The organism is Variovorax sp. P1_G12 (genome assembly GCF_056405555.1).
Genome location: NZ_JBFUBW010000032.1, coordinates 66,357 through 86,850, shown reverse-complemented (window position 1 = coordinate 86,850; position 20,494 = coordinate 66,357). Strand labels below are relative to the sequence as shown.

Annotated in this window: 20 protein-coding genes and 1 pseudogene; 12 read left to right on the top strand and 9 right to left on the bottom strand. The window is 62.3% G+C overall.

The window, feature by feature from the left end; all coding sequences use genetic code 11:
- The 5 genes and pseudogenes from AC1D2O_RS29495 to AC1D2O_RS29475 all read right to left on the bottom strand — a co-directional run.
- Positions 1 to 268, bottom strand: a 268-nt coding sequence (locus tag AC1D2O_RS29495) for a transposase (RefSeq protein ID WP_478158347.1), incomplete at its 3' end; no start/stop codon positions are given.
- A 44-nt stretch (positions 269 to 312) separates the two neighbouring features.
- Positions 313 to 522 (bottom strand): hypothetical protein, encoded by a 210-nt coding sequence (locus AC1D2O_RS29490; RefSeq protein WP_478094547.1) that lies wholly within the window; start codon positions 520 to 522, stop codon positions 313 to 315.
- Positions 523 to 547: 25 nt separating this feature from the next.
- A pseudogene (gene mobA, locus AC1D2O_RS29485) lies at positions 548 to 1,158 on the bottom strand (molybdenum cofactor guanylyltransferase).
- A gap of 14 nt (positions 1,159 to 1,172) precedes the next feature.
- Positions 1,173 to 2,300, bottom strand: a complete 1,128-nt coding sequence (gene moaA, locus AC1D2O_RS29480) for a GTP 3',8-cyclase MoaA (protein ID WP_478094546.1) — start codon at positions 2,298 to 2,300, stop codon at positions 1,173 to 1,175.
- Positions 2,301 to 2,329: 29 nt separating this feature from the next.
- Complete coding sequence (locus AC1D2O_RS29475) at positions 2,330 to 2,590, bottom strand: hypothetical protein (RefSeq protein WP_478158346.1); 261 nt, start codon at positions 2,588 to 2,590, stop codon at positions 2,330 to 2,332.
- A 141-nt stretch (positions 2,591 to 2,731) separates the two neighbouring features.
- On the opposite strand from AC1D2O_RS29475, the gene AC1D2O_RS29470 reads away from it, so the two are divergent.
- Complete coding sequence (locus tag AC1D2O_RS29470; RefSeq protein WP_477650835.1) at positions 2,732 to 3,463, top strand: GntR family transcriptional regulator; 732 nt, start codon at positions 2,732 to 2,734, stop codon at positions 3,461 to 3,463.
- On the opposite strand, the gene AC1D2O_RS29465 is transcribed toward AC1D2O_RS29470, so the two are convergent.
- The 4 genes from AC1D2O_RS29465 to AC1D2O_RS29450 are packed head-to-tail and all read right to left on the bottom strand — an operon-like array spanning position 3,448 to position 7,740.
- Complete coding sequence (locus AC1D2O_RS29465) at positions 3,448 to 4,116, bottom strand: nitroreductase family protein (protein ID WP_478158345.1); 669 nt, start codon at positions 4,114 to 4,116, stop codon at positions 3,448 to 3,450. The genes AC1D2O_RS29470 and AC1D2O_RS29465 overlap by 16 nt on opposite strands.
- Positions 4,117 to 4,125: 9 nt before the next feature.
- Positions 4,126 to 5,445: an FAD-dependent oxidoreductase gene (locus AC1D2O_RS29460; RefSeq protein WP_478158344.1), complete on the bottom strand. Its 1,320-nt coding sequence runs from the start codon at positions 5,443 to 5,445 to the stop codon at positions 4,126 to 4,128.
- Between the two features lie 8 nt (positions 5,446 to 5,453).
- On the bottom strand, positions 5,454 to 5,759 hold the full coding sequence (locus AC1D2O_RS29455; protein ID WP_477650699.1) for a 4Fe-4S dicluster domain-containing protein: 306 nt from the start codon (positions 5,757 to 5,759) through the stop codon (positions 5,454 to 5,456).
- 22 nt (positions 5,760 to 5,781) lie between these two features.
- Positions 5,782 to 7,740 (bottom strand): molybdopterin-containing oxidoreductase family protein, encoded by a 1,959-nt coding sequence (locus AC1D2O_RS29450; protein ID WP_478158343.1) that lies wholly within the window; start codon positions 7,738 to 7,740, stop codon positions 5,782 to 5,784.
- A gap of 341 nt (positions 7,741 to 8,081) precedes the next feature.
- On the opposite strand from AC1D2O_RS29450, the gene AC1D2O_RS29445 reads away from it, so the two are divergent.
- The 11 genes from AC1D2O_RS29445 (at position 8,082) to AC1D2O_RS29395 (ending at position 20,487) form a co-directional block, all read left to right on the top strand.
- Positions 8,082 to 9,278 carry an ABC transporter substrate-binding protein gene (locus tag AC1D2O_RS29445; RefSeq protein ID WP_477650702.1) on the top strand — a complete coding sequence of 399 codons (1,197 nt, stop codon included), beginning with the start codon at positions 8,082 to 8,084 and terminating at the stop codon, positions 9,276 to 9,278.
- Positions 9,279 to 9,286: 8 nt separating this feature from the next.
- Positions 9,287 to 11,227 (top strand): ABC transporter permease, encoded by a 1,941-nt coding sequence (locus AC1D2O_RS29440; RefSeq protein WP_478158342.1) that lies wholly within the window; start codon positions 9,287 to 9,289, stop codon positions 11,225 to 11,227.
- Entirely contained in the window at positions 11,224 to 12,003 is a 780-nt protein-coding gene (locus AC1D2O_RS29435; RefSeq protein WP_477650624.1) for an ABC transporter ATP-binding protein, read from the top strand. Before AC1D2O_RS29440 ends, AC1D2O_RS29435 begins: the two co-directional genes overlap by 4 nt.
- On the top strand, positions 12,000 to 12,716 hold the full coding sequence (locus AC1D2O_RS29430) for an ABC transporter ATP-binding protein (RefSeq protein WP_477650625.1): 717 nt from the start codon (positions 12,000 to 12,002) through the stop codon (positions 12,714 to 12,716). Before AC1D2O_RS29435 ends, AC1D2O_RS29430 begins: the two co-directional genes overlap by 4 nt.
- 4 nt (positions 12,717 to 12,720) lie before the next feature.
- A complete protein-coding gene (locus tag AC1D2O_RS29425) occupies positions 12,721 to 13,917 on the top strand; it encodes an amidohydrolase family protein (protein ID WP_478158341.1) in 1,197 nt (398 codons plus the stop codon).
- Between the two features lie 23 nt (positions 13,918 to 13,940).
- A complete protein-coding gene (locus AC1D2O_RS29420) occupies positions 13,941 to 14,384 on the top strand; it encodes a cupin domain-containing protein (RefSeq protein ID WP_477650639.1) in 444 nt (147 codons plus the stop codon).
- Positions 14,385 to 14,613: 229 nt separating this feature from the next.
- A complete protein-coding gene (locus AC1D2O_RS29415) occupies positions 14,614 to 15,204 on the top strand; it encodes a TetR/AcrR family transcriptional regulator (protein ID WP_478158340.1) in 591 nt (196 codons plus the stop codon).
- An 88-nt stretch (positions 15,205 to 15,292) separates the two neighbouring features.
- Entirely contained in the window at positions 15,293 to 16,252 is a 960-nt protein-coding gene (locus AC1D2O_RS29410; protein ID WP_478158339.1) for a Bug family tripartite tricarboxylate transporter substrate binding protein, read from the top strand.
- Between the two features lie 3 nt (positions 16,253 to 16,255).
- Complete coding sequence (locus AC1D2O_RS29405; RefSeq protein WP_478158338.1) at positions 16,256 to 17,140, top strand: TauD/TfdA dioxygenase family protein; 885 nt, start codon at positions 16,256 to 16,258, stop codon at positions 17,138 to 17,140.
- Positions 17,141 to 17,151: 11 nt separating this feature from the next.
- Positions 17,152 to 18,207 carry an alpha/beta hydrolase family protein gene (locus tag AC1D2O_RS29400; RefSeq protein ID WP_478089546.1) on the top strand — a complete coding sequence of 352 codons (1,056 nt, stop codon included), beginning with the start codon at positions 17,152 to 17,154 and terminating at the stop codon, positions 18,205 to 18,207.
- 600 nt (positions 18,208 to 18,807) lie between these two features.
- Positions 18,808 to 20,487, top strand: coding sequence for an ATP-binding protein (locus tag AC1D2O_RS29395; protein WP_478158337.1), 1,680 nt, complete (start codon positions 18,808 to 18,810; stop codon positions 20,485 to 20,487).
- The last annotated feature ends 7 nt before the right edge of the window (positions 20,488 to 20,494 follow it).

Here is a 20,494-nt window from a genome sequence, read left to right as displayed (position 1 = left end):
GCGGCACGTCGTGCAGCGCCTCTTCCATCGCCGGGTCGCTCAGGCCAAACCATTGTTGAAGGTAATGGATGCGCAGCATCGTCTCGATCGCAAATGGCGGGCGGCCAGTCTTGGCCCGAGGGCTGTGCGGTTCGATAATCTGCACGAGCGCGCTCCACGGCACCACCCGATCCATCTCATCGAGGAACTCGCGCTTGCGCGTCTTCTTCGTCGACAGGTTCAGGCCGAGGCCCAGCTGATTCGGGGGAGCTACGCGTTTGGCAATCATGGGCTCAGATCATGCAAGGGATGGGCCTGTTTTGCAGACCATCCCTAGCTGTTGGCGCCGGCCGAAATTTGACCCGGTGGGTCAAAGTTCAACCGGCGCCGACAGCCCAGGGCCTCGAACAGCGTCACGCTCTCGCGCTGCGCGACCACGGCGGGCGCGACCAGTTGCGCGAGGAAGGCGTGCACGGCCTCCACGCTCAGGTCGGCGGCGTCGTAGCCCGCGAGGGCGGTGGCGATGTCTGCGATGCGGCTCATCGGTGCTCGAGCGCGAGCAGCTCGGTCAGGGTGTTGACGCCTTGCGGCCGCCGTCGATGTAGCGGCGCAGGCTTTCGCAAAGGTCGGCGCGCAGGAGGCTTAAAACGGGCTGGGCGCGCGCGGCCTTTTAGCCGCCTTGTCTTCCGATCCGGAGGCACTGGCCATCGCGATCTCCGCGTTGGCGGCCACCGCGGCCTCCGCAAGCCGCTCCGCGAGGTCGAGCGGGAACAGCGGCGTCTCGCAGGGCACGGTCAGCAGCCAGGGCGTCGCGCAATGCTCGAGGCCGCTCAGGAAGCTGGCGAGCGGCCCGGGGTAATCGGCCACGCTGTCGGGCCACACCGGGGTTCACGCCTGGGCCGCACAGCACCGCACGGTGCTCGCGCCCTTCGAGCGCCCCGGCGATGCGCCCGAGGCCTTCCTCAACGCGTCGAAGGCCTCGTAGGCCGCGCGGTTGCGGTTGGCGTTGACCAGCAGCGCGCTGACCTGCGGCCGCAGGCGGCGAATCGCATGCAGCGCGAGCGGCTCGCCCTGGAAAAGCTGCAGCCCCTTGTCGATGCCGCCCATGCGCGTGCCGCGTCCGCCGGCCAGCAGCGATCCCGTGATGTCGGCAGGCGCGATGGTCTGCGTCGCGGGCATGGCGGGCGCCTGCTTCATCCGCCGATGTAGCTCATCTCGACGCGGCGCGGCGCCTTGTCATCGGCGTGGCCGGTTTCGGCCGCGCCTTGCAGCGCGCGCAGCTCCGAGTAGCGGTCGGCGCGGCCCTGCCAGATGTGGCCGATGGCCGAGGAGATGTCGTCGTCGCTGGCCGCGCCGCGCAGCAGCGGGCGCAGGTCGTGGCCCGCGGTGGCGAACAGGCACAGGTAGAGCTTGCCTTCGGTCGACAGGCGCGCGCGGCTGCAGTCGTGGCAGAAGACCTGGGTCACGCTGCTGATCACGCCGATCTCGCCGCCGCCGCCGGCATAGGCCCAGCGCTGCGCCGTCTCGCCGGGTGTGGAGGGCTGCAGTGGCACCAGCGGAAATTCGGCGTGGATGCGCGCGATGACGTCGGCCGAGGGCAGCACTTCGTTCATGCGCCAGCCGTTGGTGGCGCCCACATCCATGTACTCGATGAATCGCAGCACCACTCCGGTGCCGCGGAAGTACCGCGCCATGCTTAGGATCTCCCGCTCGTTGGTGCCGCGCTTGACGACCATGTTGACCTTTAGCGGACCGAGGCCTGCGGCCTGCGCGGCCTCGATGCCCGCCAGCACGTCGGCGACCGGGAAGTCGACGTCGTTCATGCGGCGAAACACCGTATCGTCCAGCCCGTCCAGGCTGACGGTGACACGGCGTAGCCCCGCGGCCTTCAGCGCGGCCGCCTTGCGTGAGAGCAGCGAGCCGTTAGTGGTGAGGGTGAGGTCCAGGGGGGCGTCTTCCGCTGTGCGGATCTGCGCGAGCTGCTCCACCAGCAGCTCGATGTTCTTGCGCAGCAGCGGCTCGCCGCCGGTGAGCCGGATCTTGCGCACGCCCTGCTGCACGAATAGCCTGGCCGTGCGGGTGATCTCCTCAAAGCTCAGCAGTGCGCTATTCGGCAGGTAGACATGGTCCTTGTCAAATACCTCCTTGGGCATGCAGTAGCTGAAGCGGAAGTTGCAGCGGTCGGTGACGCTGATGCGCAAGTCGGTGAGCGGGCGGCCCAGGCGGTCCGACAACTGTGCGCCAGAATCCGGCCTGCTGGACGCCGCCACCTCAAGCGAAGGCACTGCGGCGGGCTGACTGAGCATCGGGATGACGCGCATTGATGATCGAGAACTGCCGGGATCAGGTTTCACGTCATCGGGATCCATTGCCAGCGCTCGGCTGTCAGTTTCTGGTCATAGCGTTTCCTGGCGTTCTTGTCGTGCAAGGTGTCTCTGGCATGCCGGAGGCTTTCTTCGCTCTCGCCGGTCGCCCACAGCCACAGCTGCCGGCGCCAGCCAACCTTGGGCAGGCCCGCGAGACGCTTCAAGTAGGCGTGCTCGATTTCATGTTCGCCCGCATCGAGCCCGATCTGGAGTAGTGCATAGTGGCTGAGGTGCAGTGAGGTCATGTGCTCTCCATCGCTCCCGAAAGGCATGAGGCAAGTCAGAATCAATCCATATTAGATCGGTCTGGTCCTGAAAATTCATATTCTGGATCCCATCATCGGTAAAATGGTGCGAATCAATCCAAATCAACCACCAAAGGCAGTATGGCTTTCTCGGCAGAAGAAAAACTGGTCGATCAGCTTGTAGACCAGATTCAGCACAAGATCTCCACAGGCGAATACCTCCCCGGCCAAAAGTTAAAGCAGGTGGCACTTGCAAACACTTTCCAAGTGAGTCGGACGCCCGTGAGGCAGGCGTTGTCCCAGCTCGCCGCTCGGGGAATCGTCGACCAGAGCCAGTCCGGAGCGGTAGTCAAGTCCCAGAGCTCCAAGGATGTGAGGGATATCTATCGCGTTCGCTCGGAGGTGGAGGGGTTGGCGGCACAGTTGGCTGCGCAATGGATCACGGACCAGCAGTTGATCGAGCTGAGGAAGATCCACGAGCGATTTGTGCAAGCTGTCACGGATCTGAACCGCCTGCGAGCCGACAGTCCCGTGGATCACGCGGAAACGAGCGCCTACCAAGCGGCCCGTAAGGAATGGGTCGCCACGAACAGCGAGTTCCACGCGATCATCTTTCAGGCGTCGTGCAACGCGTACTTGCAAAAGATCATTGCGGACCTCGAACTGGGCTCCTCGCGCGGTGTGATCGCCTCTTCCGCGCTTGGCATGTACAAGCACCGGATGGAGAGAAACATCGCGCACCACGACGCAATCCTCGCGGCACTGGAGGCGCGCGACGACATGGCCGCGCGGCAGGCAATGGCACTGCACGTCGTGGAGTCCGGTGAGTTCGTGGCCGCCTGGCTGGAGAACCAGGTTCACGCCCGATCCTGAGCGCCGGGGCGCTGCGGGCATGGCCATTTGGACAGGATGGAGTGGGGGTGCCGGGCTTTCGGGGGAGTCCACCCCGAATTCAGTGTGCCTAGGACGATCCAGCCGACGAGATACTCGCCCTCCTTGCAGAAGGCGCGCGCAAGGCAGGGGCTGAGGACCTTGCGTCCGCTGAGCATCTTGCCCGCAAAGCCGAGGGCATGCGCTGCGTTCAAGAAGTTCGTGATCGCGCCGCCGACGGCCATCCACTGTTCGTGCGCCGGGATGGGTCGCTCGACGGAAAGGTTGGCAATCACTGCGATGGTCAAGGGCGCTCGCCGAGCGCGCTCCATCTCTAAGGCGGCAGCTTCGCTCGACGCGCCCTCCGCTCGGGCGGCCTCACCGAACAGGTCGGCCAGCAGATCGATTGAGTCGGATTCGACGACGATGAAGCGATAGGGCGTCAACGCGCCGTGGTCCGGGGCGCGCAGGGCGGCCAGAGCCATGACCGTCAGATGCGCTTCGTTCGGAGCAGGAAACGCTAGGTGGCGGGGACCAGCCGAGCGCCGCGTGAGCAATGTTGTCAGGCTCGCTGGCACCGTTGGGAAGTCCTGATGCCCTAGCTCCGAAGCGTCGTGATCGGAAATCTCGAGATCGTGCGGGGTGGTTGGATGCATAGGGACCCTCTACTGCGCAGCTGCAAGTAACTCTTGGATGCGTGTGAATTTTTCACGGGGCTTGGATGCGACGAGGCCGGCCGCGATTTCGGCCTGGTCGATTCGAAGCCAGTCCTTGAAGTCAATGGTCGTTCGTCCGGACAAGTGCTCTCGCAAGGCCTGCACGCCTCCAACATCGCCGAGATGTTCCGCTGCCAGGTCCTCCACGACTCGGCGCGTCACTGCAACGCTGTCGGCACGATTTGTGCCGATCACACCGGATGGCCCGCGCTTGACCCACCCCGTTGCATAGAGGCGCGGGATCGCCTGCCCTTCGTCTCCCAATACTCTGTCTTGAAGTGTTGGTACCACGCCCCGCTCATGGTCGAACGGTAGGCCTAGGATGGCGCGGCCGCGGTAGCCCACCGCCTTGAAGAGAAGGCCGGCCGGAATCTGGCACTCCTCCCCCGTTCCCGTAATCCTGGACGGATCCGCTTCGCAGGCCTGGGTTTTTTCGAGCACCATTGAACTCATGCGCTGGGTGCCCTCCACACGCAGGGGTCGCCTGAAGAAATGGAAGTGGATCCGGCGGCGATGGCTGTCCACGGCGCTGTGCGCGAGCGAGTTGAGCCACGCGACGGTGGAGTTGGGCGGGTTTGGCTCAGCGAGATCCCATGCATCAAAATGAATCGAGCAGTCCTCGATCTGCGCCAACTCCCTCAGCTCGTTGGCGGAGAACTTGGCGTGCGAAGGGCCGCGTCGTCCGACGATATGGATATCCCGGATATTGCTTACGGCCAGCGCCTGCAGGGCGTGGTCCGCAATGTCGGAGGCGCCCAGTGCCTCGACCGGTTTGGCAAGAATGCGGGCGATATCAAGGGCAACGTTCCCGTGGCCGAGGATGACGGCAGCTTCCTGGCTCAGATCGAAGGCGTGGTCCCGGCAGTCCGGGTGGCCGTTGTACCATCCGACGAAGGCCGATGCCCCATGGCAGCCCCGCAAATCTTCCCCGCCGATGCCGAGCGTGCGGTCGCCGTGCGCACCATGGGCGAAGATTACGGCGTGGAACATCTTGCGCAAGCTGTCCACACTGACGTCCCTACCGACCTCCACGTTGCCGAAGAAGCGCAGATGCGAAGATTGCGCGATGCGCTCGTACGCGGCGATGGTCGTCTTGAGCTTCTGGTGATCCGGTGCCACGCCGTAGCGCACCAGGCCGAAAGGGGCGGGAAGGCGCTCGATCAGTGCCACGTTGATGCCCAGCTTGAGCAGTGCCTCGGCTGCATAAAAGCCACTCGGGCCGGCGCCGACGATGGCGATCTCGGGAGGTGAGTTGAAGGTACTTTGCACGGACTGCCTCAGAAGCCGAGCGACGCGCGCTTTTCCCATGCGCCTGGCAAGGCCTCGGACTGCTCCGTGACGCTGGGGAGCATGGATGCGCGCTCGCGGTTGATGTCCAGCCAGTGCGACATCGGCGCGGGCAGGTCGTGTTCGAAATAGATGGCCTTGACGGGGCAGACTGGAACGCACGCGCCGCAATCCACGCATGTGTCCGAATCGACATACAGCATCTTCTCGTCGCCGTGGAAGCATGCCACGGGACACACCGCCACGCACTCTGCAAAGCGGCAGTTCTCACAGTTTTCAGTCACTACGACGGTCACTTCGGATCTCCAATTCGTGGGTTTAGGGGGTAGGGCTGGCGAGTTCGATGGCGACACGCGTATCGCCGTAAGCGGCCATTTCGCCGAAGTTACTCAGCACGTCTTCGGTCAGCACGTTCGCACCACCCCCGCGTTTGATCCAGGTTCCCACCGGCATCACCACCATCCCGGGGCCGACGCGTGCGTCGACATGTGCGGTCAATCGCAGCTGCCCGACCGCGGACCGGACGATGATCTCGTCCTTGTCCTTCACGCCGTATCGCTCCGCGGTGTCGGTGCCGATGCGCACGAAGGGACCCGGGTGCTCGGTGGAGGTCATCTGTGAGAGCAGCCATGTCTTGCTGAAGTTGGTTACGAAGGTGAGGGGATAGCCTTGCACTTCGCGTTGCTGCAACTCGATGTCGTCGATAAACTGGAATCGGCCTGACGGGGTCGGAAATTTCTTGTCCGCGAACGGCACCTGTGGTGCCGTCGGGCAGCGCACCGGCCCCTGCATGACGCGCTCGACGGACAGGCCTTGCGCCTCCAGCGGCTTGAGCATGCGCTGCAGCCATTCGCGCGGCGAACCTGCCATCTCTTCGCCGATGCCAAGGCGCTTGGCCAACTCCTGGAAAATCCAGAGATCCGAGCGAGCCTCGCCGACCGGGGCGATGACCGGATTAACGCCGCCGATGATGTTGTGGCCCCAGGAGACCAGGATATCCTCCTCCTCCAGGAAGGTAGTGGTGGGCAGAAACAGGTCCGCGTAGTCCGACGTATCGTTCAGGAACATGTCCACAACAACCGTGAACTCCAGCCGGTCAAAGGCCTTCGCCACAAGGTTCGAGTTCGGCGACTGGTTGATCGGATTGCCGCCGTTGACGAACATCATGCGCACGGGCGGGTCCTGCGTATCGAGCAGACATTGGCCAAGCAGAGGCTCTGGGATGGCACGCGCCGCGGTGGCCCGATCCGCAGCCTCGACCTTCTTGTCGAAGTGGCGCTGGGTCTGGAACCCCAGGGTGGCGCCCCCCCCGGGAACACCGATGTAGCCGCACAGGGCGGCCAGGGCGTCCACACAGCGGAAGATCTCGGCGCTGTGCTTGTACTTGTTGAGGCCCCAGCCAAACAGGATCGCCGCAGGTCGCGCTGTCGCGTACTCGACGGCCAGGGTGCGCACTGCGACCTCCGACAGGCCGCAGGCTGCACACAGGTCGTGCATCGAATGCCGCTCCAAAAGCTGAAGATACGCCTCGACGTTGGTGCAGTGGTTCGCTATGAACTCCTTGTCTTCCAAGCCCGCTTCAAGGACGGCCTTTGCCATCGCCAAGGCCAGCTCGGCATCACGCGCCACGCGGGGTTGGACATGGGAGTCGCAGATCGTCGCGGACTCGCTGCGCACGGGGTCGACCAGGATGACCTGGCCACCCGCCGCGCGGACTTCCTTGAGCAGGGGCACGGTGTGTAGGTTGGTTGCCATGGGATTCCGTCCCCACAGAAGCACGAGTTTGCTGTTGACGAGATCCGACGGATCGTGACCAAGCCGTATGCCGAAGTCCATGGCTTGTCCGGCGCGCGCGGCCCCACTGCAAAGGGAGCCGCTGGTCGTCGTCACGCCACCCAGGAGATTCCAAAAACGACGGCTCAGATGCTTGGTTGCGCCCCATGAGCCGGTGCGCTGGTAGTGCATGAGAGAAAGGCTGCCGTCCTGTGCAATGAACCGGCGAATCCTGTCCGCGGCCAGTTCCAGTGCCTCCTCCCAGCCGATTCGTATCCACGCCCCCGCTCGATGGCCGCCCTCCCGACGCATGGGGTACAGCTGACGCTCCTCGCTGTAGACGCGTTCCGGGAACCTGTAGGTCTTGCCACACAGATAGCCACGCGTGAAGGGGTGCTCCGGATGGCCCTCGAGCTTCACGATCCGGCCGTCCTCGACTTGGGCGCGGATTCCGCAGCCGTCCGGGCAGTCAAGTGTGCAGGTGGTGTATATGGTTTGTCGCATAGAGCATCCTTAAATGTCTTTGTTGGATCCAGAAAAGAAAAAGCAAAACGCATGCCTGGCAATACTGGACCGCTTATGCGTATTTCAGGTCCATGTGGGTGCGATCGGCCTCTGGTCGGCACCAAAATGCAGCAAAAAGCCGAAGGTCAGCGCACAGAGTCGTGGCGTGCAGATGCAGGCTAGGGCCCATTACTCAGATAATGGATCCATAAGTTGCGCTTCTGTGCTTCTAGCAAGGGTTAACCCGTGAGTTCGTCCTTGGAGGTTAGGCGTAGACTGGCATGGAATCTGCAAATGGATCCATATCAATCGGTTATGCACTTTTTTGAAGGATCGGCATCATGAACTTCTTCTCACGGAGTTGGCTGGCCGCACTGGCCGTGGCGGTCGCTGGCGCATGTCATGCGCAGGGCGTCATCAAGATTGGTGAGGTCAACAGCTACAAGGTCACGCCCTCGTACCTCGATCACTACAAGCGCGGCTGGCAATTGGCACTGGACGAAATCAACGGCTCGGGAGGAGTGCTTGGCCGCAAGCTCGAGGTGATCTCGCGCGATGACAACGGCAACCCCGGCGATGCCGTTCGTGTGGCCGAAGAGCTGTACTCGCGTGAAGGCGTCCGCCTGTACTTCGGAGGCTTCCTTTCGAACGTGGCTGTGGCCCTAGCGGACTTCGCGAAAAACCGTCAGGTGCTCTATCTCTTTGGCGAGCCCGGCACTGACCGTGTGATCTGGTCCGAGGGCAATCGCTACGTCTACAGGCTGGGCCCATCCACCTATATGTCGGTCGCCATGCTGGCCAACGAGGCGGCCAAGCAGAACAAGAAGCGCTGGGCGCTCGTCTACCCCAATTACGAACTCGGGCAGTCTGCAGCCGCCACGTTCAAGAAGCTTCTGAAGAGCCAGCAACCAGACGTCGAATTCGTCGCGGAGCAGGCACCGCCGCTGGGCAAGGTAGATGCGGGTGCCATCGCGCAGGCGCTGCTCGATGCCAAGCCGGACGCAATCTTCAACGTCCTCTTCGGCGCGGACCTGGGCAGGTTCGTTCGCGAGGGCAACAGCCGCAAGCTGTTTGATTCGGTCCAGGTCTATTCCATGCTGACCGGCCGGCCAGAGTACCTGGATCCGCTCGGCGCAGAGGCGCCACAGGGCTGGATCGTGACTGGCTACCCCTGGTACTCCATCAACACGCCGGAGAGCAAGAAATTCGTGGAGGCGTACCGGAAGAAGTTCAACGACTTCCCGCGCCTGGGCTCGCTGGTCGGGTACTCGACGCTGCACGCGCTCGCGCAAGGCTTGCGCAAGGCCAGATCGGATGATCCTGAGGCCATCGTGACCGCTTTCAAGGGGTTGGGCGTCGACACGCCCATGGGGTCGGTAGTGGTCCGCGCCCAGGACAACCAGTCGACCATGGGGGCCTATATCGGCAAGGTCGCATTGAAGGATGGCAAGGGCTACATGGTTGACTACCGCTACATCGACGGCGCGAGTGTCGTGCCGTCGGACAGCGAAGTTTCGAAGCTGCGTCCCGCCAAGTAGGCCTGGCCATGACCTTGCAGAGCCTTCTTCCTCAGCTGATCAATGGATTGGCCGACGCATCGGTGATCTTTCTTATCGCGTCGGGTTTATCGCTGATCTTCGGCGTCACTCGCATCGTCAATTTCGCGCACGGCTCATTCTTCATGGTCGGCATCTACCTGGCTTACAGCCTGGTGACTGCCATCGGGGGCGGTGCGCTCGGCTTCTGGATCAGCACCCTGTTGGCGGCGCTGCTGGTGGGGCTCCTAGGTGCACTCGTTGAGCTGACCATCCTGCGCCGGATCTACAGCGCTCCGGAGCTGTTCCAACTGTTGGCCACGTTCGCCTTGGTGCTCATCATCAAGGATGCCGCGCTGTGGCTCTGGGGTGCTGACGAGTTGTTCGCGCCGCGAGCTCCTGGGCTGGAAGGCGCCGTGTCCATCTTGGGCACGCTCTTTCCCTCCTACGACATCTTCATGATCGCATTGGGACCGGCGCTGCTCGGTGCGCTTTGGCTCTTGTTCAAGCGCACCCGTTGGGGCGTGCTGGTGCGTGCCGCCACACAGGATCGAGAGATGGTGGGCGCGCTCGGCGTCAACCAGGGACGCCTGTTCACCGCGGTGTTTGCGTTGGGCTGCCTGCTGGCTGGCCTCGGCGGCGCCTTGCAAGGACCGCGCATGCCCGCCAACCTGGCACTCGACATGGACACCATTGGCACAGCATTCGCTGTGGTCGTGGTCGGCGGGATGGGATCCATCCCGGGCGCCTTTGTCGCTGCGCTCCTCATCTGCGAATTGAAGGCGCTGTGCATCGCGCTTGGCACGATCACCCTGTTCGGAGTTGCGCTGCCGGTGTTCAAGTTCACCCTCGTAGTGGAGTTTGTCGTGATGGCGGTCGTCCTCGTGTTCCGCCCGCACGGCTTGCTGGGCAGGCCCTCCAGCACGAATTCGGTGGCAGCTGGTCAGGAGCCGGTCTTGCGCCCTGCCTCTGAGCGGATGCGCCGCGCCGCGATCGTTGCGGCAGTGGTCTTGCTTGCGCTGCCTGCGCTTGAACGCAGTTTCCCCTACCTGATGGTTCTTGGCGTCGACGTGCTGATCGCGATGCTGTTTGCGGCGAGCCTGCATTTCATCATGGGGCCAGGTGGCATGCACTCCTTTGGCCATGCGGCGTATTTCGGGCTGGGCGCCTATGTCGCAGCGGTGTTCGTGAAGTCGGCAGGTCTGGGCGTGATGACCGCGCTTCCTCTGGGCGTCCTCGGCGCGGCGGTCGGCGCGGTTGTCTTCGGTTGGTTCAGCGTCCGGCTCTCCGGCGTCTATCTGTCCATGCTGACCCTGGCGTTCGGACAACTGGTCTGGGCCATCGCCTACCAATGGGATGCAGTAACTGGCGGAAGCAATGGGCTGATTGGTTTGCGGCCRCCGCAATGGCTGCGTTCGACCACTGCCTACTACTACTTTTCGCTCGCGCTCGCCTTAGGAGGTATCTGGTACATGCGACGGGCTCTGTTCTCGCCGTTCGGCTTCGCCGTGCGCGCCGTGCGTGACTCGGAGTTGCGCGCGGGCGCAATCGGGATCGATTGCAAGCGCGTGCAGTGGGCAGCCTTCGTTCTTGCCGGCACATTCGGCGGCTTGGCCGGGACGCTGTTCGCGTTCGCGAAGGGCAGTATCTCGCCAGAGGCCATCCACGTGGCCAAGTCCATTGACGGCTTGGTCATGGTGCTCCTGGGCGGCGTGCAGACCATCGCTGGACCCATTGTCGGTGCATCGGTCTTCGTCTGGCTGCAAGACACGGTGGCTCGCAGCACGGACTACTGGCGTGCGCTGCTGGGATTGATCATTCTCACATTGGTCATCGTGTTCCCAGCGGGGATTGTCGGCTCGTTGCAGGCGATGGTCGAGTCGTTCAGAACGTCCCGCTCGCGCAAGGGGCCTGTGGCGGAGCCGGTGTCGGCCTTGGAGGTCAGGGCATGAGCTTGCTATCGGTACGCCATCTGAGCAAGCGTTTCGCGGGCGTGGCCGCGGTATGCAATGTGTCCTTCGAGGTGCAGGCAGGTGAGCTGCTAGCGCTGATCGGACCCAACGGCGCGGGCAAATCCACCTGCTTCAATATGCTCAATGGTCAGCTCAAGCCCGACAGCGGGCAAGTCATCTTGGACGGGGTTGATGTCGTGGGCAAATCGCCAAGGCAGGTCTGGAACCATGGCGTCGGCCGCACGTTCCAGATCGCAGCGACGTTTGGTTCCATGACCGTCATGGAAAACGTACAGCTTGCACTGCATTCGCACAGGTCCAGCGTGTTCCATGCATGGCAGGCGATGTCGCACTCCTACAGACAAGAGGCTTTGTCGCTGCTGGAGCAGGTGGGTATGCAAGACCATGCGGACAGGCCCTGCAGCGTATTGGCCTATGGCGACGTCAAACGGGTGGAACTGGCGATTGCGTTGTCCAACAGGCCGAAACTGCTGTTGATGGACGAGCCGACCGCGGGCATGGGGCCGAAGGAGCGCAACGAACTGATTGCGCTGACCAAGCGCCTGGTGATCGAACAGAGGATCGGGGCGCTGTTCACCGAGCACAGCATGGATGTGGTGTTCGGCTATGCGGACCGGATGATTGTTCTGGCACGCGGCACGCTCATCGCGCAGGGCGACCCGCAGGCGGTCAGAGCAGATGCGCAGGTGCAGGAAGCTTACTTCGGCACTGGAAAGACGTTCACCAGCGAAGACTTGGACGGAGCCACGGCATGACGACGAAAACCCTGTTGGAGGTCAAGGCCCTGAACGCCTACTACGGTCGGGCGCAGATCCTCTTCGGCATCGACCTGCATGTCAACGCGGGCGAGGTCGTGGCGCTCATGGGGCGCAACGGCGCCGGGAAGTCCACGACCATGAAAAGCATCATGGCCCTGGTGCGCAGACGCAGCGGCTCCGTTGTCTTTCGGGGCCAGGAGATCTCCATGCTCCAGTCGCACCAGATCTCCCGCCTGGGCCTGGGCTTCGTGCCGGAGGAGCGTCGCATCTTCAGTGAGCTGACCGTCATGGAGAACCTCACGGTGGGCGCTCAACTACCCCGCGAAGGTATGCGCGCGTGGACGACGGCCGAACTCTTCGCGATGTTTCCGAACCTCGGGCAAATGCCGCAGCGTCCGGGCGGCCATATGAGCGGGGGCGAGCAGCAGATGCTCACCGTGGCGAGGACTCTGATGGGCAACCCCTATCTGGTCATGCTCGACGAGCCCTCCGAGGGCGTGGCGCCGGTGATTGTCGAGCAGATGGCGCACATGATTCAGCAACTCAAGCGGCAGGGCCTTAGCGTGCTCCTGTCGGAGCAGAACATCCACTTCGCAAACCTGGTCTCCGACCGTGCCTATGTGCTCGAGCGGGGCCAAGTTCGATTCTCGGGCGACATGCGAGAGCTGATCGCTGACAAGCAAATTCGCAGCCAGTACCTTTCCCTTTAAGAACATGCACGATCAATCTCCATCCGCCCCCGCTGGAAAACTACTCATCAAGAACGTCGGCCTCATGCTGACGGGTGACCTGAGCGACCCGATCAATGACGCCGACGCCGTCTTTTGTGAAGATGGGATCATCGTCGAGATCGGCCGGCTCGGTGACTTGGACTGTGAGCAAGCCGACATGGTCATCGATGCCAATGGCTGCGCGCTCGCCCCGGGGCTGATCGACAGCCACGTGCATCCGGTTTTCGGCGACTGGACTCCCAGGCAAAACCAGATCGGCTGGATCGAATCGTTTATGAACGGCGGAGTCACCTCCATGATCTCGGCCGGCGAAGTTCATCTTCCGGGCAGGCCGCGCGATATCGTTGGCATCAAGGCGTTGGCCATCACCGCCCAGCGCGCCTACGCGAACAGCCGCCCCGGAGGCGTGAAGCTGCTCGCGGGTGCTCCGGTCATTGAACACGGCATGGTTGAAGAGGATTTCCGTGAACTCGCCGCGGCAGGTGTGACCCTGCTCGGCGAGATCGGGCTGGGATCGGTCAAGGACGGGCCGACCGCACGCAAGATGGTTGAGTGGTCACGCAAGTACGGGATTCAGTCCACCATCCACACCGGCGGGCCCTCCGTGCCCGGTTCCGGCTATGTCGACGCCGAGATGGTGTTGGAAGCCGATGCCGACATCATCGGCCACATCAACGGCGGTCACACCGCCCTGTCGACCAAGCAGATCCGCTGTCTGTGCGAGGGATGCGGCAGAGCGATCGAGATCGTTCACAACGGCAACGAGTTTGCCGCGCTGTTCGCCCTGCGTGCGGCCAAGGAACTGCGGCAGTTGGACCGTGTCATCCTGGGGACCGATTCTCCTGCAGGGTCCGGTGTGCAGCCCACAGGCATCCTGCGGCTGATCGCCATGCTATCGAGCATTGGCGAGGTGCCCGCCGAGCAGGCCATTTGCTTTGCGACCGGAAACACCGCGCGCATACGCAATCTCAACTGCGGCTTCGTTGAGGTCGGTCGCGCCGCCGACTTCGTCTTTCTCGACACTGCGCAGCATTCCTCCAAGTCCAACCTACTAGAGAGCATTGCCGCCGGCGACTTGCCCGGCGTTGGCATGGTAGTGATCGATGGCCTGGTCCGCTGTGGCCGCTCCCGCAACACGCCGCCCGCTGCGCGTATTCCCCAAATTCTGCAACACGCCTGAAGGCGATTATCCAAGGAGATGACATGTCCAATGAGGTTCAGCTTGATCTCAGCCAGCACAACCCCCCTGAATATCGGACTCCCGATTCGATGGACTGGGAGATGGGCCGCTTCAAGAACAAGACGAAGTTCCTGTTCCACACCAACGCAGACCGCCCTACGGAACCGAATGCGGGCTTCCTGCACTACGAGCCCGGTGCGGGCTTCCGCTTGCACAAGCACGATTTCGCCCAGGTCTGGTACGTGATCGACGGTGAGTTCAATATGGGCGGCAAGGTCTATGGGCCGGGGACCGTCGTATTCCATGGCGACCCCCACTACGAAGAGGCCATGACAACGGAAACGGGCGGCACGCTGTTCTTTGTTCAGTATCAGGGACCCACTACGGGCGCGCGCCCGGTTTACGAAGGTCGGATGAACGTCAAGGGCGAGGTCAAGGACGTCACCGCGACTGATCTCGAGCACTGACTTGAGCCGCGCCTGTCCTTTCGAAGCATGCCCGACGGGTGCTGCGGAGTTCGCTGCAAGAGGTGCGCGCCAGCGCGTGCGGCTCTCGTCCGCTTGCGGGCGCATGGAAGGGCGGAGGACGGGATCGCCTGCGCAGGGCGCATGGTCCCATGGGACTTCGCGATCCGGCGGTGAAAAGCCGTATGCCCCCCATCCCGCGATCCATGCACCGCCACCATCGAGTACCCGTATGACCGCCGTTGCCCCGCCACGCATCCGAAACAAGGAAAGAACCAAGGCTAGGCTGCTTGAGGCGGCAGTGGCTGAATTTGGACGACTGGGATTCGAGGACATCAAGATCGACGGCGTGGCCGAGTCCGTTGGCCTGAACAAGAAGCTCGTCTACTACTACTTTGACGATAAGGACGGTCTTTTCGAGGCGGCAAAAGCGCAGGTCATCTCCAACATCCGTCTTTGGGCTGACAACTCGGGATTGGAGCGGATGGAGCTGAATGGCTTGCTGCTATGTGCCCTCGACTTCTTTGCGGCTCATCCCAAGCTGACAAGATTTCTTGTCAGCAATTGGGAGAGGATTGCCGAACGACAAGGCTTGAGTGGTTGGGGGCTCTACGAGTGCTTTGCAAATCAAACGATGTCCAAAGGTGACTCGCCCATGAAACTCTTTCCCTCGTCGCTCTTACTTGCCACTTTGCAGCTATCAACCATGGAGTATCTGGTGCGCTCGGAAAACGAAATCGCGAACCGGCCGATCCGACTGAGGATGGCGGCTTTGTTTTTGGGCTCGTTGTATGACTGCTTGCATCTGCCATCACGACATTGAATCGAACATTGTTAGGACATCGATCATGAGAACTCTTCTACGACCCTCGAGGGCACTTGCAGCTCGGTTGGGACAACGATTCAGGCGCTTGCTGGCGCTACCGCTCGTTGCTTCGAGCGTTGCGTTGCTCGTGCCGTTCGCCTCCAATGCTCAAAGCTATCCCAGTCGACCTGTGACCATTGTCATCGGCTTCGCGCCTGGAGGTATCACAGACATCTTCGCTAGAGAGCTTGGCCAGGAAGCTTCGAAGATTCTGAAGCAGCCGGTGATCATCGACAACAAACCCGGGGCCGCAGGAATGATCGCCAACGACCTGGTTGCGAGATCCAAAGCGGACGGCTACACCTTGCTGATGACGGCCAACAATCACACGATCAATCCGGCACTTCGAACCACCTTGAAGTTTGACGCGGTCAAGGACTTTTCGCCGATCACGCTGGTGGCGTCCACGCCCAATATCCTGGTCGTTCCCGCGAACTCGCCCTACAAGACCGTTGCTGACTACATCGCTGCGGCAAAGTCAAAACCTGGCGGCGTCTCCTATGGAAGCTCGGGTAACGGAACAGCCCCTCACATGGCTGGCGAATATTTTGGGACCATCGTCGGCGCGAAATTCCTGCACGTTCCATACAAGGGATCGAATCAGTCGTTGCTGGCAGCCATTGCCGGCGAGGTTGATTCGACCTGGTCCGCGGCTGCGCTCACGCAGATCAAGGCAGGCAAGGTCAGGGCGCTGGGCGTGGCGAGTGCGAAGCGGCTTCCCTTCGCCGCCGACATTCCGACCTTTGCCGAACAGGGGGTCAAGGGGTTTGAGACGGAGGTATGGGTCGGGCTGCTCGGGCCCGCACACCTTCCGGATGAGATCGTCCAGAAGTGGAACTCGATGCTGCAAGAACTTCTGTCGCGTCAAGAAGTTCAGGAAAAGTTCAAAGTGAACGGGTACGACCCGATCCTGAATGTCGGTCCCGCAGTCTTCAAGGCGCAAATCGCCAGGGAGATTGGGGTGTACAAAAAGGTGGCCAGCGATGCCAATATTCAACCGGAGTGAATCATGACTGTCGAGACAAAAAACGAATTTGAAGTGCGTCCCCTTGCGGCACCCCTTGGAGCCGTTGTTGAGGGCTTTGATCTGGGACTGCTACCTGAGGGAGAGTGGCTCGGGGATCTCGAGGCTGCGTTGCATCAGCATCGAGTTCTGGTGTTTCGCAACCAGCGAATCGACGACGGCCAAATGCTGCACTTCAGCAAGTATTTTGGCAAGGAACTAGACATCCATGCGATGACCCAGTTCGCCAAGCCCGACAACCCGGAGGTCTTCGTGCTGTCGAACATCGTCGAAGACGGTCGCCAGATTGGGGCCGTGGATGCCGCGCAATATTGGCACAGCGACCTTTGCTATACGCGCACTCCCAGCCGTGTGTCCATTCTCTATGCCCTCGAAGTGCCGGTGAAGGGCGGCAGGGTGCTAGGGCCAACGGACTTCGCCGACACGGCGGCGGCCTACTATGCGCTGCCGACAGAGATCAAGGAGCAGCTGGAAGGCCGGAAGGCGCGATTTGTAGCCTCTAAGAAGAAGCCAGGCCAGCGGGCCAGCCATTTCAACAAGATGAACAAGGACACCGAGTCCCGGTTAGAAGACTCCGTAGTTCACCCTGTGATTCGGACGCACCCCAGCACTGGAGAGAAGTCCATCTTCGTGAACGAGGGGTTCACCACTGAAATCCTCGATATGGAACAGGAGGAAAGCGAACGCCTCCTCAACTATCTGTACGCCTTCACGCGCCAGCCCCGCTTCATCTACCGCCACACGTGGGCGCCAGGAGATGTCGTCATGTGGGACAACGCGCTGACCTTGCATCAAGGGGTAGGTGACTACGCGCTTCCTCAGCGCCGGCTGCTCTATCGGACCATCGTTAAGGGCACCGTGCCGTTCTGAAGCTCTGAAGCATGAAAACGGACTACCTCGCGCTCAAGGCCGCCGGACACTCTTTGTTCCGCATGACAAACCAGGGGCTTGATTGCTCCCTGGTGCGGGCTAACATGGAGCGAATCGTTTCGAACAGTGACTGGTTTCCTGTTTGGACGACTGTAGGCGCAGACTTTGAGAAACTCGGCGACACAGCAGCTATGCAGGGGAACTTGGTGAGTGCCGGTCAGCTTCTTACAAAGGCTGCCCTCGCGTACCACTTCGCTCAGTATCTTCACTTTGAGGATCTCGATGAAAAGAAGCGCGCTGCAGTGGCAAAGGTTGCGTGCTACACCCGAGCTTTGCCGCTGCAGCCGGTCCCCGGCATGCGGCTCGAGATTCCGTACAGCGGAAGGACGCTCCCTGCGGTTCTTCGGGTGCCACCGGGGGTAGCTCGGGTGCCGCTGGCTTTGCTTGTTTGCGGCTCCGACTCATCCAAGGAGGAACACTTCGCGATTGAGAGGGAGTTTCTCGCACGAGGCATGGCAACGCTCTCGTTCGACGGCCCCGGCCAGGGCGAAGTGTCCGATTGGATGCCGATGCGGCCTTCGTACCACGAAGCCGTTTCTGCTGTCATCGACTACGTGCAGGCGGAGGAGGGCATCGACCCGCATCGCATTGGCGTCGTCGGCTTCGGCTTCGGCGGCATGCTCGCGGTCAGCTCGGCGGCGGCCGACCAAAGGATTCGAGCGTGCATTTCGGTCAGTGGCTATTTCGACATGTGTGTGATGAATTGGGACGACCCGATTCGCAGTTGGCGCTTCGCCCATATCGTGGGAGTCGAAACGATCGCCGCGGCTCGTGAGGTCGCTCGTGACTTCACACTTGAAGACTGGTGTGATCGTCTCGAGTGCCCTGTCCTTGTCATGCATGGCCAGGCTGATGCAGGAATTCCTGCGGCCGCTGCAAAGAAAATTGCAGATCGAATTGGAGCCAACGCGGAGTACTGCCTAGTAGAAGCAGGGGTCCATTGTTTCCACAATGTCGCGTTTAGAACAACGCCACTGATTTGTGATTGGCTCGCTGCTCACGTGTAGCATGGCTTGCTGAGTGTTCCAGCTGAGCGATTGAATCGCATTGCTGCGCACATCAGTTCGCCAGTATGGCCGGGTGAGGCTGCAAGGGAAAAGAGCGGCGCCGCGCGACGTATGTTTTGTCCGACAGTTGTCCATGGTTTCAGTCATTGGAGACGACGACATGTCCATAGAACCGGACACAGGTGCCGCATTCTTCGCATGTGCCAGACCCTGCTCGGGGGCGCCGCTCGCGGCTGCGTCATGGGAGTCGGCATGGCACGGGCTTTGCACTTCGCAGGTCGCCTTTTCCATCCAACGGAGACAACAGCGAACAATCGTCAACCCCCAAGCCCGCTGTTGGTCCAACCGTGCAGTGATCTGCTGCTCGTAGCCACCGAAGGCATTCTTTCCATGCACGACAACGGAGATTTGCATGAGATCACTCTGGGCGAAGCTCGTTTGCCTGACGGGCGAGTTCGCCTCCGGTTCCGGAAGCAGCGATGGGACCGATCGCCACGCGATCGTGATGGGCGAATTGATCGCCAACTCGCTCTTCTGCTGTTGCCATACCCTTGTGAGCGCCGACGCGGGACTGGTCTTTAGCGCGGCACGAGTTCCGGAATGGCCATCAACAACAGCGTCGTAAGTCGCTACCTCGCGATCTCGCTAGTGGCGGGAATCGTGCCGACGCTCGCAGTGGGCCTGCTGTACGACCGGTATGCGCAGGCGCTGATCGACGAGCTGGTCGGTGAGCGCCTGTCGGTCCAGCTCACGGCAATGTCGAAGCGCCTGGAGTCGTTTCTCGACGGTCGACGCTATCAGGTGGAGACCTTGGCCAGCCACCCCGCCATGACCGCCTTGCTGCGCGCCGACATCAGCGACGCGGGCGAGGAGGCGCATGGGCTGCTGCAGCTGGAAGCCGATCTGCCGGACCTCTACGGCATCCTGCTGCTGGAAGACGGCGGCCGGCTGCGCCWTTTCGTGCCCGGGCAGGCGGCCGCCGGGCCGCCCTATTGGAGCGAGCAACCGTTCTCGATTGCTTCGCTGCCGGTCACCCGTTTCGACAGCAATGAGGTGGTCGGGCCGGCCGCGCCGGGCGACGGCCTCGCCGGATGGTTCCTGGTGCGCCATCCCCTGCCGGTCGCTGAGGGCCGGCGCCGGGTCGACATTGCGCTGCACGTACGCTTCTCCTCGCTGACTGAACTGATGGGCGGGCCCTCGGTGGCCGGCATCGTGCAGCCGGTTCTGAAAACGCCTGCCGGCTACTTCAACGCCGTCGGCGTGCGCGTCACCCCCGCCGAGCGCATGATCGCGGGCCCGGAGGTGTTGCCCGGCTGGCAACCGATGTTGCAGATCGAGCCCTCGGCGCTGCTCAGCCGTTTCGAGAATGCGCGGCGTGTGCTGCTGGTGGCCGTGCTCGGCACCGCCAGCGTCCTGGTGTTCCTGTTCTACCAGCTCGCGCGCAGTCTGCAGGGCCGCGTGGCACAGCTTGTGAGCGGAGTCGAAGCCATCGCGTCCGGCCAACTGGACCACCGCATCCGGGACCAGGGGCGCGATGAGATCGCGGCCGTTTCGCGTGCCTTCAACACGATGGCGGAGGGCCTTGCCAACACGTTCGCCCGATTGGCACGCGCGCAGCGGCTCGCTTCGCTCGGCGAATTTGCCGCCGGCATTGCGCATGAGGTGCGCAACCCGTTGTCCGCCATCAAGACGACGGTGCAGGCGCTCGCCCGACGCGAGGCCGATCCGCGTCGGCACCAGCTTCTGCAGGACGTGGAGACCGAGGTCACGCGGCTCACCCGCGTGGTGAGCGATCTATCTGATTTCGGGAAGCCGCGCCCTCCGGAACCGGCCGTGGCGCCGGTGCGCGAGGTTTTCCGCCGGGTCGATGGCCTGGTGAAGGCCGAACTGAAGGCGCAGCGGCTGTCACTCGCGATCCAGGGCGACTCCGAGTTGCGCCTGTGGGTCGATGCCGATCATCTGATCCAGATCATGCTGAACCTGATGCTCAACGCGATACAGGCCACGCCGCCGGGCGGCCTGATCACACTACGTGCGGCGCGCGCCGGCGACGGCTTCGGCGTGCTTGAGGTCCGCGATACGGGTCGTGGGGTGCCGCCCGAGGCGCTCGCGAAGCTGAGCGATCCGTTCTTCACGACCCGACCGAAGGGCATGGGCCTGGGCCTCAGCATTTCCCGACAATTGGCCGAGTTGAATGACTGCACGCTCGTGATCGAGAGCCAGGTGGGCGCGGGCACGGTGGTCACGTTGCGCGTGCCGATGCCGCGAGAGGAGACATAGGTTTTGA